The organism is Fredinandcohnia onubensis (genome assembly GCF_002734285.1).
GTDB lineage: Bacteria > Bacillota > Bacilli > Bacillales > Bacillaceae_L > Ferdinandcohnia > Ferdinandcohnia onubensis_A.
The window spans coordinates 1-14,626 of sequence record NZ_NSEA01000023.1 but is presented as its reverse complement, the minus strand read 5'-3'; the positions used below and the strand labels follow the sequence as shown (position 1 = coordinate 14,626).

Genomic DNA, 14,626 nt, shown 5'->3' with positions numbered 1-14,626 from the left:
TACCTATTTTTTTATCCATACCCGATTCCCCTCTTCACGAAATGTTAATTGCTGTTCATCGAGTAACTCTAAGAAAGGAATGAGATATTTACGAGAAAGTGAAAGGATTTCTTTTGCTTCTGATAAACTAAAACGATCACTTGTTTGAGCTTGTAGCCTAGCGACAGCTTTGTCAAAAGCATTTTTGTGAACCAATGTGTCTTCACCTAGTAAAAACGCTTGATTTGTTTTTAATAGATAAGCTTTAAGCTCATTTGATGCTTGATTCTTAATGGCAGATTCTTTTATATAATCTGCCCATTTTTTTGGTTCAATATCATCTTTAAGAAGTGATGCTACAATATTCTCCATTGGCCCTTTCGGTATGCTTGGGTAAAAAGTTGCAACTGATAAATATTGTTCATCCTTTTTAATGTTTCTGTTTTGTACTAGTTCATTTATACAGTATTCTATTAGATTTTTATCTTGTTTAATCTCTTGAAGAAGTTCAGCCTTACTCATTCCTATTCGTAAAGAATATTCTTCGTGATAATTCGTTAATTTTTTGAGGATCGCATCATTTAGTTCAGATACGGTTCGTTTCAAACAATAGCCTTTCTCATTAACTTTGATGTACTTTCCTGATGATAAAATCTCTTCAACTTCTTCCTCTTGTAAGGACGATAGCTGAATCAGCCGAAGTTTTGATAATAGCTTATGAGTATGAAGTAAATCATCAATGATTTCTGATGGTGAACGTTCCTTTTGTTTTTTGAGCATAGTAATGGTTTCTTCACCAAATCTGTATTTCTGAGCTTGTGGCTGAGTAATCCATCCACCACCAAGTGTTTCAACCGGGGTAGGTCTTCTCAATATGAACCTATCTCCGCGACGTACAACAATTTCTTCATCTAATCGAATCTGACAAAGTATCTCATTCGTTGATTCCTGAACCTCATTCCGATCAAAAAAGATAATTCTTCCGTAGGCTTCAGTGGTACCTACATGTAGCTTTACGGGTGAACGTTGCTTTAGTGGAATTGATAGTGATGAAACGAGCTGCAGTGATACATCAATCGTGTTTGTTACTTGATAGTTTTCTGAATCTACTAGCACATCGCCACGTTTAATCTCGTCTTTAGTTGCTCCGGTGATGTTTAGTGCTACCCGTTGCCCTGCCTGCGCCTGTTCTGTTTCTTGATTATGTACTTGAATTTGGCGTATTTTAATCTTTTTCTCTGATGGCAAAAGTGTTAATGGGCTGTCTTTTGTCACAATGCCTTCAAACACTGTTCCTCTAACAACCGTTCCATGACCTTGAACTGTAAAGGCTTGGTCAATTGGCAAACGAAAAGAGCCATTGCTATCTCTTTGGTTAAGATTATTGAGTTCCTTTTGAATAGCTTGCTTTAAATCGGGTATTCTGTTTCCTGATAAGCTATCAACATACAGGATTGGAGCATCCTTATAATCCGTATCGGAGAGTAATTCATTTATCTCATCGACAGCGAGTTCGAGCAACTCCTTCTCTACCCTTTCAATCTTTGAAACCACAATCATACATTTCTTAATGCTTAAATATTTTAATATTTGCAGGTGTTCTTTTGTTTGTGGCATGACCCCTTCGTCCGCTGCAATCACAAGCAACACAAGATCAATCCCGGCAACACCGGCAATCATTTGTCTAATGAATCGTTCATGTCCAGGTACATCCACGATTGATACGTAAATTCCGTTGTCCATTATAAGGGGTGCATATCCTGGTTCAATCGAAATATTACGCTCTTTTTCTTCTTTTAACCGATCAGTATCAACACCTGTTAATGCTTTCGTGAGGGTTGTTTTCCCGTGGTCAATATGTCCCGCCATTCCAATGGTGTAATATGCTTCAGTCATTATTTCCCTCCTCTCTTTTTATTTGCCGTAGTGTCTACCTTCTACTTTACTAGGAAGCCTGATGCAAATTCAAGCAGGATGATTATTATTTGCCTTGAAAATAGATTCCTGTTTATAATGAAAGGTGTTCCGTTTTGGGGTTGGCTGGGGTGCTGGTGTCCCCCTGGGTCTTCAAAACCCTGAGGGAGGCGCGTGTCGTCTCCGGTGGGTTCGATTCCCACACAGTCCCGCCAATAACTCTTTTCGTAAATATATGCTTCTAAAGAAGGATTACACAATAAAAGCAAAAAACTGGGTTGAAAAAGGAGTCTTCCTTTTCAACCCAGTTTATTTATTGCAATTCCATTTTTAAGTCCGTTGCTTTTGTCCATCCAATTACTTTTAAACCATGATAAATAGCAAGAGTAATTATAATTGGAAGGATTATTCCAACAGCGATGTAGATTGATAATACAATTGCACCCTGTTCAGCTAAGATATTGATAGGTGCGATTAAGGAGTTAAGACCAAGACCTGCTAGTTTATATGGAACTTGAAAATCAAAAATCAATGTTGCGATTGGTGCACAAATTACCGCAGCGACAAATGGCGGAATAGCAAGCCTTGGATTTTTGACCAAGTTCGGGAATTGTACCTTAGGTGTAATTAAGGATTGCGCAATGTTTGCTCCCGCATCATTTTGTTTAAACGACATTGCGGTGAATCCAGCAAATTGAACTGTACAACCAATTAAAGCGGCCGCACTTGAAACGGGATCAAGCTGTAATGCAATCGCAATTGCCGCGGAAGATGCAGGTGACATTAGGAAAATACTCCAAACGAGAGAGATGACCATAGGTCCAATAATAGGAGAACCAGCAACAGATGTTGCTATTTGTGCGCTTAACCATTCTAGTAATGGTGTGGTAATGATTGATAAAAATACACCCGCGATCCCTCCTACAAAAATAGCAGCAAATGGTATTGCCATCATATCAAGTTTTGTTTTTCCAGCAACACGCTTCCCTACCCAAGTTGCGACAACTGCAGCCATCACTGCACTAAGTGGTTGTCCTGTTACTAATGTAACTCCATTTTCAGTCATCTGAACAGCACTTGCTCCCACCGTTGAACAGGCCATTGCACTGAAAATGACGAGTGTATTACCTCCAAGCTGGTATGCAATACCTGCTCCAAGAGCTGGGGCTAACATGAGTTGTGCGGAAACTCCGATTATTGTAAAGCCTTCCCAACCAGTAAATGTTCCAAGTGATTCCATAAGGAGACCTATTCCAAGGGTAACTAAAACCGCATTTGCAAGTCCTTGTGAAGCTTTATACATTCGATCAATCAAATATTCTTTTGTTGCTCGTTTCATTGTGTAGTCCTCCTGGTGTAATAGTGTTTGAATTTTCAATCACATTAAAGCAAAAAATGTGCATTTTGCATCTGAGTTTTAGAACCCGTAACTATTAGGTGATTCTTGATTATGATATAAATTGTTATAATGATATAACTATTTTCAGATAGTGTCAACAATTTAATTTATTCTGAAAGTTTAAAAACGCTTTCATTTCAAATGTTATGTATGGTATATCTATTCCGTATTCAAGGGGAAAAGTCGGACACATCATCTTATTGTTATTTTGGTAGGATAATGATGTATGATAAAAAGTCAAATTAATTTCTAAACCTAAGTTTCTTATGCTAAAATAAATTTTGAAAATAGGTGCTAAAGTTAGGTACCAAAATACTTAGTGTGGAAGGAGTGAAGTTGATGTCTAAGAAGGAAGAAATCATTAAATTGACCTCCCTTTCAACAAAGGCTGGCTGAGGATGCAAAATCGGTCCTGAGGACCTGACGCAGGTTCTGCGTCATTTACCAAAAGCTACGCCAAATCCAAATTTATTAGTTGGTCTTGATACGCCTGATGATGCAGGAGTATATAAAATTAGTGACGGTCTTGCGCTTGTGCAAACACTGGACTTTTTCACCCCAATTGTGGACGACCCATATATGTTTGGGCAAATTGCTGCAGCAAATGCTTTAAGTGATGTCTACGCAATGGGAGGAAAACCGATTACGGTTATGAACATCGTCGCCTTCCCTATTAATACATTGGATAAAAGTATTTTAGCCGACATCCTCGCAGGTGCGGCGGAAAAAGTAAGCGAATCAGGAGCTTCCTTAGTTGGTGGACACTCCATCGATGACAAGGAGCCAAAATTCGGCTTATCTGTGACAGGTACTGTTCATCCTAATCGAATTCGTGCGAATGTCGGTGCAAAACCAGGTGACCGCCTTATTTTAACCAAGCCAATCGGCGTTGGGATCTTAACAACAGCTATTAAGAGAGACCTGCTAGAGGAAAAAGATATCAAAAAAGTAACTGAAGTCATGGCAACATTAAATAAAAATGCTGCCGAGGTGATGGAAAACTATCATGTCCATGCTTGTACAGATGTTACAGGGTTCGGTCTTCTCGGTCACGCCATGGAAATGGCTGAAGGAAGCCGAGTTGGAATGTCAATACATTATGAAAATGTCCCTATTTTGCCAAGAACAAAAGAACTCGCTGAACAAAACGTAGTTCCAGGGGGAACAAAGAAAAATCATGCTTGGTTAGCAGAACGAATTGAGTATAGTTCTGATCTTGATGAACTCGATCAACTCATTCTTTGTGATGCGATCACCTCAGGTGGACTACTTGTTTCTGTTCCAGAAGCTGAAGCTGAAAAAATGCTACAAAATCTACACGAAAACAATGTAGAAGCGAGCATAATTGGTGAAGTAACAAGCGAAAAACCTGGAATTATAAAGGTAATCTAAAGGACTCTCGTTTGAGTCCTTTTTAGGTTGATAGGAAATAATAACTTTAATGTAATTTACAAAAATGAGGTGTCAAATTTGAGAACGAAAACTATTTATGTTCTTTTCCTAGTTTTAACCCTCCTTCTTACGGCCTGTGGTTCAAATACTAGTGATGAAAACGAAAATGAGAAAGAAGAATCCTTTACAATTGGTATCATTCCAGTCCAAACGGTTGGTGAAATGGAGACAGCAATGGATAAGCTCCAGACTCTATTAACGGAAAAATTAAACCGCGACGTTACAGTTGAAGTGTATCCTGACTATAATGGTGTGGTAGAAGCGATGAATTATGACAAAATTGATATGGCCTATTTTGGTCCATTAACATATGTTGTGGCCCATGAAAAAAGTGGTGCAAAAGCGATCATCACGCAATTGATTGACGGTGAGCCGTTTTATCATTCTTACATCATTACTCATAAAGATAGTCCATTAAATTCCATCGCAGATTTGGTCGCTAACTCAAAAGAAATCGATTTTGCTTTTGGCGATATTAACTCAACATCAGGCTCTCTCATTCCATCTATCGAATTACAAGATCAAGGTGTGTTCGCATCTGAAGATGAGCACAGTTTTAAAACAGTTCGATATACAGGTTCCCATGATGCCACAGCCTTAGCGGTACAAAATCAACAAGTCGGTGCCGGAGCTATTGATAGTGCAATCTATAATCAGTTAGTTGAATCTGAAAAAGTAGATGGTTCGTTAATTAAAACGATTTGGCAATCTGAAAAATTGTTTCAATATCCATGGGCTGTACATAAGGATACTGATGACGAAACCATTCAAAAACTTAAAGATGCCTTTTTAGCAATTGAAGATGAAGAAATATTAGCAGCGTTTGGTGCGAGTGGTTTTACAGAAGCAACGGATGAGGACTATGAAAGCATCCGGAAAGCTGCAATCAAACAGGGAATTATTAATGAATAGAGCTGATTCATATGTGGTTTAAACGAACTACTTTCCTAACTGTAGTTCTGTTGGGTATTGCGACTTTTGTTAGTATGAGACTAACCGAATTCGACTTATCAAAATTTCGTGATTTTCGAAATATGATTGATTTTCTTTCGCAATGGTTTCCTATGGATTACTCCGCATTACCCCGATTGCTATGGGATAGTGCTGAGACCCTTGCGATGGCATTTCTAGGAAGTTTTTTTGGGTTAATTATTGCTTTGCCCATCAGTTTTCTTGCGGCAAAAAACACTTCGCCATCTGGAATTATTTACAATTTAGTACGAATTCTAATGAGCTTGGTCCGTTCTATTCCGGAGATTGTGTTCGGATTGATTTTATTAACGGCACTGGGGCTTGGTCCCTTCCCTGCTGTATTAGCCATTATGTTTCATAATATAGGTGTTCTTGGAAAATTAATTTCCGAACTGATAGAATCGGCCGAACAGGGCCCACAGGAAGCTATGAGAGCAATTGGATCAAAAAACTGGTTGGCATCTCTTTTTAGCATCCTTCCACAAATTTGGCCGAATGTCTTGTCACAATATTTTTATCGGTTTGAGGTCGCGATTCGTACCTCCCTCATACTCGGATTTATTGGAGGTGGCGGGATTGGACAGCGACTATTTAATGATTTTAAAAGCTTTCAATATTCATCTGTGTCTTTGGACGTTTTACTAATCATGTTAATCGTCATTATTGTGGATTCGTTTGGAAGCTACGTTCGGAATAAGGTGATATAAAGTTTAAAAGCCGGAACAAATAGCGATGATGCTTTTAAATGGGGGTATATATGTAATGATTGAATTGAAGGATGTAACGGTTTACTATCCAAATACAAATAGACCTGCATTGAAAACAGTGAATCTTCACCTAACTGAGGGAGAATTTGTCTGTGTGCTCGGTAAAAGCGGTGCGGGGAAATCAACGCTCATCCGCTGTATGAACGGGCTTCAACAGCCAACAAGTGGTGAAGTATTCTTAGATGGGGAGCTTTTTACAAATAAAAATAGTGAAGAACAGCGACTCGTAAGGAGAGAAATCGGAATGATCTTTCAGCATTTTAACCTTATCCCCCGCTTGACCGTGTTGCAAAATACATTAACAGGCATGTTTGGCTATCGGAGTTCGTTGAAGAATTTATTTGGGATTTTTTCTAAGGAAGAAATTGACCATGCAAAACGTGTGTTAGGAGTTGTCGGTCTTTCTGAATTTGAAAGTCGTCGGATTGAACATTTAAGCGGTGGTCAGAAGCAGAGAGTTGGAATTGCACGTGCATTGTTACAAAAACCTCGTGTGTTTCTAGGAGATGAACCGGTAGCAAGTTTAGACCCAGGGACAGCTAATCGTATTCTTTCCTTACTAAAGGAATTGCATGAGCGCCATAAACTCCTTTCTGTGATGAATCTTCATGATGTTGAACTAGCAAAACAATTTGCTACAAGAATTATTGCATTAAAAAGCGGTGAAATCATTTTTGATGGAAATTCTAAAGAATTTACTGATGAGATTTATGAACAAACATATCATTCATGAAAAATATCCCTTCATAGGAAGTAATTGTTTTCTTTTTCGTGAATTGATATAATTTTTTATATTAATAGAAAAGAAGGTACATACTTTGACGAAAAAGAAATTTCAATACTGGCTTATTCAGATTCTTTTAATTTTAACGATTGTCTATGTTTCAACGAAAATTACCTTTTTATTTGAACCAATTGGTGTGTTTTTTTCTACCATCTTTTTTCCCATTTTGATTACAGGCTTTCTTTATTTTTTATTAAATCCTGTTGTCAAATTTCTTCATCGCCATAAGGTTCCGAGGAGTTTAGGGATTATCATTATTTATATTGCGTTTTTTGGATTAATCGTGTTGGCAGTTGGAAATTTAGTCCCGATTATTACAAAACAATTTGCAGCCCTAGGAAATGCCCTGCCTGGCTATGCCAACCAAGTGATGGACTTTTTTGAGAATTTCTCAAAGTCCTCGGAATTTAAGTGGATACAGGATGAACAACAGGAGCTTCTGAATACGATTGAAGAAAAACTAATTGCATTTGCAAATACTCTTCCAAACCGTATTACAGGTGGTATTACGCAAATTATTGGGTTTGTGACAAATATTGCAATCATTCTTGTGACTGTGCCTTTCCTCTTATTTTATATGTTCAAGGATGGCGACCGTTTTCCACAGGCTATTGCAAGATTTTTTCCTACCGACTACAGAGACGAAGCTTTAACTATTTTAAAAGAAACTGGAGAGACGCTCTCTGCTTATATTCAAGGGCAGGTAACGGTAGCATTAGCAGTTGGAACCTTATCGTTTATCGGGTATTTAATTATTGATTTACCGTTTGCGCTCGTCATGGCATTGATTGTTGCTGTAACGAATATTATTCCGTATGTTGGACCATTTCTTGGTGGTGCTCCTGCAGTCATTGTCGCTTTATTTGACTCGCCAACGAAGGCATTGTTAGTCGTCCTAGTGATTGTCATTGCCCAGCAAATTGAAGGGAATGTCCTTTCCCCTCTAATTCTCGGGAAGACGCTCGATACGCATCCGGCTACAATTATTATTCTTTTACTTGCTGCAGGAAATCTAGCAGGGGTATTAGGGATGATACTAGCGATTCCAACCTATGCGGTTATCAAAACGATTGTCATCAATATTGTGAAATTCCTAAAAGCCAAGAAAAAGGCCGAACTAACAACAGACGTGTAACTAAAAACCACGGGACCTAAGTTCCGTGGTTTTTAGTTCGATAAATTTAATTACTGTTAAGGCCTATCTCTTTAGCTATTAATTCATAGGATTTGAGTCGATCCTCAGGAGAATGCGTAATGGTTACGATCATTAGTTCATCAGCTTGATATGCTTGTTGAAGCTCAAAGAGTCTATTCTTCACTTCTTTTGGGTCTCCAATGATGACTTTTTGTTTCATTTTCTCAAAACCCTCGTAAAGATTCTCTTTTTCTAGGTATTCCTTCGCTTCTGAAATGGAGGGAACTCCCTCGCTACCTTCTTTCTTTTCTCTTTGCTTACCCCAGATATAAGAACTTAACGCAATATCCTCGGCTCTTTCCTTTGTTTCGGCACAAATGGCAGAAACAGTAACAATTACTTGTGGCTGGTCCCCTTTATTTCGCGCTACAAAATTTTTAAGATATTCTTTTACAATGCCTTCACCATCATTGTCGCTCATAAATAACCCAAAGGTGTAAGATAGCCCTTTTTCGGCAGCGAGAATTGCGCTCTTTTTGCTTGTTCCCAAAAGCCATGGGTCTGGCGCTGTTGGTGGAATTGGAGCAGCTTTTAAGTTAGCAAATTCATGGTCAGGTGGAAAATCATGATGTATGAAATGTAATAGCATATCTATTAATTCTGGCATTTTCCAAACCTGTTGCAGGAAATTGTCCGACAAGGCATTCGTTGCTTCAGCAGAACCACCTGGAGCCCTGCCAATTCCGATGTCAATACGATTAGGAAATAACGTAGCAAGCATATTATAGATCTCAGCCACTTTAAATGGCTTATAATGTGGCAATAGAACCGCTCCCGAACCAATTCGAATTGATTTTGTATGAGCTCCAATATAACCGAGCATTACCTCAGGCGCAGGACAGGCTAGTCCTGATAAGTCGTGATGCTCAGCAATCCAATATCTAGTGTATCCTAATCGTTCCCCCGCTTGGGCTAGTTTCATTGATTCCACCAATGCTTCTTGTGGTGTTTGATTTGCAGAAATGGGAGCTTGATCTAAAATACTTAATCGCATCTTTTTGACTCCCTCTATTCTTCTATTTTACGAAGAGTCAGTCTGAAGAGTCCTACCTGGTCTTTTTCATAAAGATTCGTGATAGAAGTTGAGTATTCCTGGATAGTCACTTTACAATCTAAATCTCGATCTGGCACTTTTAAGTTAAAAATTCCTTTGTATAATAATGTTGTTACATCATGATATTCTTCGGTTGTTACTTTGAAATCGACTTTCACTAACAATAACTCATCATTTAGCTCTTCATGGTAATCTGTAATATTTAATTTATAATCGTCTAAGTATATTTCGGTAACCATTGTCAGCACTCCTTTTTATCATTTTTTATTTCCATCACGATGAATAATCCTCTATAAAATTCTTTACGATTACTAATTTTTAATCCATTATTATTAACGAGTTTTTCAGTTTCCCGATTTAAACAACAGCCATCACAAACTTTATTCCAAGCAGGAGTAAGCCAATCCTGTAATTTTGATAGAAATGGATTTCTCATCTTCACATGCTCAAACATGAGGATTGTTCCATTTGGTTTGCAAACCCTTTTCATTTCAAGTATCGCTTTTTTAGCGTCAGGGATCGTGCAAAACACAAGCGTGGCTACAACAGTATCAAATGTATCATCTTCAAAAGGTAAGTTTTCGGCACCCGCTTGGACAATTTCAATCGGCACCGTAGCATGTGATTTATTTTTAATAGCTCTGCTCGACATTTGTGGATTAGGTTCGATTGCTGTTACACTGTGAACGTCCCGGTAAAGCGGGAAATTAATCCCTGTTCCTGAACCAAGTTCAAGTACTTTTCCAGTTGCTTTGTTGAGCAAATGGCGACGAATCGAGCTGAACTTTCTTTTTTCAAGTGGTTTCATAAAAAAATCGTATAGCGTTGGAAATAGCGTACTCATTCTTTCAACTCCATTGGCCTTCAATACTTTAATTATATAATAATTGGGTTACGGATTTCGAATTATTGATATGCGCTAGGAACATGTAATGCTAAAATGGGTAAGATAAAAATAAGATTGGTTAAGGAGTTGTATGTTTTGAGATTCCAGTGGAATTTAATTTTAGGACTTTTATTTGCACTTATTGTAGCAATTTTTGCGGTTGTGAACGTGGATTCTGTTCGAGTTAATTATGTATTTGGTTATACAGAAATCCCGCTTATATTAATTATTTTGGGTTCAGCTTTACTTGGTGGCTTAATTGTGGGCATGTTTGGTATCCTTCGTCAATATAGGCAGCAACGTCAAATCAAAAAGTTAGAGAAAGAAGTTGAGCAACTTAAGAGTGCAAAGGTTGAGGAAACACCAGTAGAGACAAAAACGGAAATAGAAACAATTGAAAAAGCAGAAAGTGAAAAATAAGGAAAGGTGCTTACCCTTTCCTTTTTTCGTTATTTTACCCGCACTACATCTGCCGGCTCCAATAACCCCATTTCTAAGCAAGTTTCAAGGAGCAGTGCTTTTCGTTCTTTCTGAAATTGAATTTCAACTCTTTCACTAGTTACCGAAATAATCGTTCCGTGACCAAATACACGATGCTTTACAGCCATTCCCTCTTGGATTTCGTCTCCCTTTTTAATCGCATTTGGATTATATGGAACCACCGTCTTTTCACGTACCCGCTTTTTCTTTTGTTCTGCATGCTCTACTCTAACCGGTGGAGAGATGATATTTTTTACATTTACTACAAATCGTGAAACTGTAACGTCTTTTCCATTTTGTTTTTTATAAGATAAAAGCTCGAGTTCCTGTTCCGCGCGCGTCATTCCAACATAAAACAACCGGACTGCTTCTTCCATTAGATCACGATTACCATCTTTATATTTGTTAATCTCATCATGTGAAGGAATTACTCCTTCGATCAAATCAATCATATACACTTTTTTAAACTCAAGCCCCTTTGAACTATGAAAGGTAGATAGGGTGATGGCATCTTTATTTTTATTAAACTTCGATGCTTTTAATAGATTTTCAAGATGTTTTAGTCGTTCTGCGAATTGTTCCATGGTTTCAAGCGTATCAGCGATTTCCTCGAGTGTTTGAAGCACACTGAATAAATAATCCGTTTTAAATCCAAGCTTCTTACTCATTTCTTTTAGTGTTTTATCATAGCCAAGTTGATTTCTTATTAGCTTAATCGCCTTAAGCGGCTTTTCCCCCTTCATTTGTTGAAAGGTTTTCTGGCATGCTTGAATTTGTTTTATTTGATAGTCTTTTAACCCTTTATTTTGTAAGAGTTTATCGAAAATGGATTCCGTTGGCTTCTTTTTCGTTAACTCGAACAAATGTTCTCTTGATAGAAAAAAACCACATTTCGTATATATTTGTTCAAAAATATCGATTCTTTTATCTGTAAACGTCATCCTCATAAAATTCAATATATCTTTAACGACCCAATGAGAGAAAAAACGATTAACTGAATCCTTGATATAAAAAGGAATTTGATTCCGATCAAGCTCATTGATTAACATGATTGAAGATGAATTATTCCGATATAGTACAGCGACATCCTTCTTCTTGTCTACACGATCAATTTCTTGGACAATGTATTTTGATTGAAAACGATAATCCTCAAATTGTTTAATCTCAATTGGCTTATGATTGGGATTTTCTGTGAACATATTCTTATCGTAGCGGTCTTTATTTCGCTTGATAAAACGATTAGCAACATGAACAATATCCTTAGACGAACGGTAGTTCTGTTCCATTTTAAGAATAACTGCGTTTGGATAAACTTTTTTAAAATCAAGTAAATACTTCGGCTCCGCTCCCCGCCATGAATAGATCGATTGATCATCGTCCGCCACAACATATAAGTTTTGGTGAGGCTTCACTAGCTTTTCAATAATCGCATGCTGAACAAGTGAGGTATCCTGGCTTTCATCTGTTAGTAGGTAATCATAACGATTTTGATATTTACGTAGAATCGTTTCATCATTTGAAAATGCATCATTTGCAATCGTAAGCATATCATCATAATCAAGTAAAAGAGATTTTAGATCTGCATTTTTTATCTTTTCATATTCCTCAAAAATGGCTTCGACAAATGGAATATCACATTCAATCTTATCCCACTCATCACGAGGAAGTAGCTTGTTTTTAATATAACTAATATAGGTGGTTAACTCTTCAAGCTGTTCTTCCGTAATGTTCTCACCATTTAACGATTTAAAAATTTGCCGTAACAGTCGTTTTTTATTAGGTCCACCATCTTGATTTCCCTCAATTAATTGATATGAAATTTGTTGTTTATACACATAATCCCGTACAACCTGGAAGGCCAAACTATGAATGGTTGAAAAATCCACTGAAACTAGCGGGTGATCCGGGAAGAAGCGTGCAAATCTATCTTTCATGTCAGCTGCTGACGCACGGCTAAAGGTTACGGCCTTAATTCGTGAAGGCTGTACTCCTTCTTCTTCAATTAAATATCCGATTCTCATAATTGTTGTGGTCGTTTTACCTGAACCAGGTGACGCTAATAAGAGCAAAGGTCCCCTTGTATGTAGGACAGCCTGTTTTTGTACATCATTTAATTGGACACCGAGCTGTTCCTTCTTTCGATGAAAAAAACTTTCCCCTTTATTCATGTTAGCCCACCTCCTTTTTACTCAAAATACAATTATAAAGTCTATTAATTTTATTGACAAGGATGATGAAATCCAAACAAGCTATGACATAAAACAAGGGAATAATTGGTACTTTATAGAGAGAAGAAAATTTGAGGTGATTATCTTGGATTATAGAATTGAAAAAGATACCATGGGCGAAATAAAGGTTCCAGCTGATGCATACTGGGCTGCCCAAACCCAACGAAGCAAGGAGAACTTTCGAATTGGGACGGAAAAAATGCCGCAAGAAGTGATTGAAGCCTTTGCGATTTTAAAACGGAGTGCCGCTATTGCAAATGAGAAGTTAGGAAAGTTAAATGCCAATAAAACAAAAGCGATTATGAACGCGTGTGAAGAAATTTTATCAGGAAATATGTATGACCATTTTCCACTCGTTGTATGGCAAACAGGCAGCGGTACACAAAGTAATATGAATGTAAATGAAGTCGTTGCTAACCGTGCTAACCAATGGTTAAAGGATAACGGTATTGATGAACGAATTCACCCAAATGATGACGTCAATATGAGTCAAAGCTCCAATGATACCTTCCCGACCGCAATGCATATTGCTGGTGTGAAAGCCATTCATGAACGCATTCTTCCTGTTATTAAAAAGTTACAAACAACATTAGAAGCCAAGGAAAAAGAATTTGCTAACATTGTAAAAATCGGTAGAACCCACCTTCAAGATGCTACACCATTAACTCTCGGACAGGAAATAAGTGGCTGGGTTCACATGTTGAAACGTTCTAAGGAAATGATTAAGGAGTCTACTGAAAAAATGCTCGCTCTTGCCATAGGTGGGACGGCAGTAGGTACGGGAATTAATGCTCATCCTATGTTTGGGGAGAAAGTAGCAAAGGAAATTGCGGAACATACGAAGCTTGGCTTTTATTCATCCGAAAATAAATTCCATGCGTTAACCAGTCATGATGAAATCGTATTTACTCACGGAGCTTTAAAAGGCTTGGCAGCTAACTTGATGAAAATCGCCAATGATGTCAGATGGCTAGCAAGTGGGCCACGTTGTGGCATCGGTGAAATAACAATTCCGGAAAATGAGCCCGGTAGTTCGATTATGCCAGGGAAAGTAAACCCGACCCAAAGTGAGGCACTTACAATGGTTGCGGTTCAAGTTATGGGAAATGATGCTACGATCGGAATCGCAGCGAGTCAAGGAAATTTTGAGCTTAATGTGTTTAAACCAGTGATTATTTATAATTTCCTTCAGTCCGTTAGACTTCTTGCTGATTCGATGGAATCGTTTAATACCAACTGTGCCGTTGGAATTCAGGCAAATGAGGCAGTTATCTCTAAATACCTGCAAGAATCTTTGATGCTTGTTACGGCTTTAAATCCACATATCGGCTATGAAAAAGCAGCCGCAATTGCAAAGCATGCGCATAAAAATGAAATCTCTTTGAAAGAGGCTGCCTTACAGTTAGGAATTCTAACAGAAACTGAGTTTGATCAATATGTAAAACCCGAAGAAATGGTACGTCCAAAGGAATAAAAAATAGCCTTCCACTATCAAAACACAACTATAATTAGGGAT

At 37.9% G+C, this 14,626-nt stretch carries 13 protein-coding genes and 1 tRNA gene; 8 read left to right on the top strand and 6 right to left on the bottom strand.

Going from position 1 to position 14,626, the window contains the following annotated elements:
• Nucleotides 1-3 precede the first annotated feature (3 nt).
• Complete coding sequence (gene selB / locus CKJ95_RS19830) at nt 4-1,875, bottom strand: selenocysteine-specific translation elongation factor (RefSeq protein WP_099355189.1); 1,872 nt, start codon at nt 1,873-1,875, stop codon at nt 4-6.
• Nucleotides 1,876-2,011: 136 nt separating this feature from the next.
• Here selB and CKJ95_RS23575 point away from each other — a divergent pair.
• A tRNA-Sec gene (locus CKJ95_RS23575) sits at nt 2,012-2,108 on the top strand.
• Nucleotides 2,109-2,206: 98 nt separating this feature from the next.
• Here the strand turns inward: CKJ95_RS23575 and CKJ95_RS19825 are convergent.
• Nucleotides 2,207-3,232, bottom strand: coding sequence for a PTS transporter subunit IIC (locus CKJ95_RS19825; RefSeq protein ID WP_099355188.1), 1,026 nt, complete (start codon nt 3,230-3,232; stop codon nt 2,207-2,209).
• A gap of 399 nt (nt 3,233-3,631) precedes the next feature.
• Here CKJ95_RS19825 and selD point away from each other — a divergent pair, with 399 nt between their 5' ends.
• The 5 genes from selD to CKJ95_RS19800 all read left to right on the top strand — a co-directional run bounded on the left by selD (nt 3,632) and on the right by CKJ95_RS19800 (nt 8,402).
• A complete protein-coding gene (gene selD, locus CKJ95_RS19820) occupies nt 3,632-4,684 on the top strand; it encodes a selenide, water dikinase SelD (RefSeq protein WP_099355187.1) in 1,053 nt (350 codons plus the stop codon).
• Between the two features lie 78 nt (nt 4,685-4,762).
• Nucleotides 4,763-5,656: a phosphate/phosphite/phosphonate ABC transporter substrate-binding protein gene (phnD, locus tag CKJ95_RS19815; protein ID WP_099355186.1), complete on the top strand. Its 894-nt coding sequence runs from the start codon at nt 4,763-4,765 to the stop codon at nt 5,654-5,656.
• A gap of 11 nt (nt 5,657-5,667) precedes the next feature.
• A complete protein-coding gene (gene phnE, locus CKJ95_RS19810; RefSeq protein ID WP_099355185.1) occupies nt 5,668-6,423 on the top strand; it encodes a phosphonate ABC transporter, permease protein PhnE in 756 nt (251 codons plus the stop codon).
• A gap of 55 nt (nt 6,424-6,478) precedes the next feature.
• Entirely contained in the window at nt 6,479-7,216 is a 738-nt protein-coding gene (gene phnC / locus CKJ95_RS19805) for a phosphonate ABC transporter ATP-binding protein (protein ID WP_099355184.1), read from the top strand.
• Nucleotides 7,217-7,301: 85 nt separating this feature from the next.
• On the top strand, nt 7,302-8,402 hold the full coding sequence (locus tag CKJ95_RS19800) for an AI-2E family transporter (RefSeq protein WP_099355183.1): 1,101 nt from the start codon (nt 7,302-7,304) through the stop codon (nt 8,400-8,402).
• Between the two features lie 46 nt (nt 8,403-8,448).
• Here the strand turns inward: CKJ95_RS19800 and CKJ95_RS19795 are convergent, their stop codons facing one another.
• Genes CKJ95_RS19795 through CKJ95_RS19785 form a run of 3 tightly spaced genes read right to left on the bottom strand, consistent with a single transcriptional unit; the run spans nt 8,449 to nt 10,360 of the window.
• Entirely contained in the window at nt 8,449-9,456 is a 1,008-nt protein-coding gene (locus CKJ95_RS19795) for an LLM class flavin-dependent oxidoreductase (RefSeq protein WP_099355182.1), read from the bottom strand.
• A gap of 14 nt (nt 9,457-9,470) precedes the next feature.
• Complete coding sequence (locus CKJ95_RS19790) at nt 9,471-9,755, bottom strand: DUF3219 family protein (RefSeq protein WP_099355181.1); 285 nt, start codon at nt 9,753-9,755, stop codon at nt 9,471-9,473.
• 2 nt (nt 9,756-9,757) lie between these two features.
• Nucleotides 9,758-10,360: a class I SAM-dependent methyltransferase gene (locus tag CKJ95_RS19785; protein WP_099355180.1), complete on the bottom strand. Its 603-nt coding sequence runs from the start codon at nt 10,358-10,360 to the stop codon at nt 9,758-9,760.
• A gap of 138 nt (nt 10,361-10,498) precedes the next feature.
• Here CKJ95_RS19785 and CKJ95_RS19780 point away from each other — a divergent pair, with 138 nt between their 5' ends.
• Complete coding sequence (locus tag CKJ95_RS19780) at nt 10,499-10,822, top strand: LapA family protein (RefSeq protein WP_099355179.1); 324 nt, start codon at nt 10,499-10,501, stop codon at nt 10,820-10,822.
• Nucleotides 10,823-10,851: 29 nt separating this feature from the next.
• Here CKJ95_RS19780 and CKJ95_RS19775 read toward each other — a convergent pair whose 3' ends face one another.
• Complete coding sequence (locus CKJ95_RS19775) at nt 10,852-13,050, bottom strand: ATP-dependent helicase (protein ID WP_099355178.1); 2,199 nt, start codon at nt 13,048-13,050, stop codon at nt 10,852-10,854.
• A gap of 145 nt (nt 13,051-13,195) precedes the next feature.
• On the opposite strand from CKJ95_RS19775, the gene fumC reads away from it, so the two are divergent.
• Entirely contained in the window at nt 13,196-14,584 is a 1,389-nt protein-coding gene (gene fumC / locus CKJ95_RS19770; protein WP_099355333.1) for a class II fumarate hydratase, read from the top strand.
• Nucleotides 14,585-14,626: the final 42 nt, after the last annotated feature.

Excerpts from the sequence above, each read along its gene's own strand:
- selB (WP_099355189.1), bottom strand. The coding sequence starts at position 1,875 with ATGACTGAAGCATATTACACCATTGGAATGGCGGGACATATTGACCAC.
- CKJ95_RS19825 (WP_099355188.1), bottom strand. The coding sequence starts at position 3,232 with ATGAAACGAGCAACAAAAGAATATTTGATTGATCGAATGTATAAAGCT.
- phnE (WP_099355185.1), top strand. The coding sequence starts at position 5,668 with ATGTGGTTTAAACGAACTACTTTCCTAACTGTAGTTCTGTTGGGTATT.
- phnC (WP_099355184.1), top strand. The coding sequence starts at position 6,479 with ATGATTGAATTGAAGGATGTAACGGTTTACTATCCAAATACAAATAGA.
- CKJ95_RS19795 (WP_099355182.1), bottom strand. The coding sequence starts at position 9,456 with ATGCGATTAAGTATTTTAGATCAAGCTCCCATTTCTGCAAATCAAACA.
- CKJ95_RS19790 (WP_099355181.1), bottom strand. The coding sequence starts at position 9,755 with ATGGTTACCGAAATATACTTAGACGATTATAAATTAAATATTACAGAT.
- CKJ95_RS19785 (WP_099355180.1), bottom strand. The coding sequence starts at position 10,360 with ATGAGTACGCTATTTCCAACGCTATACGATTTTTTTATGAAACCACTT.
- CKJ95_RS19775 (WP_099355178.1), bottom strand. The coding sequence starts at position 13,050 with ATGAATAAAGGGGAAAGTTTTTTTCATCGAAAGAAGGAACAGCTCGGT.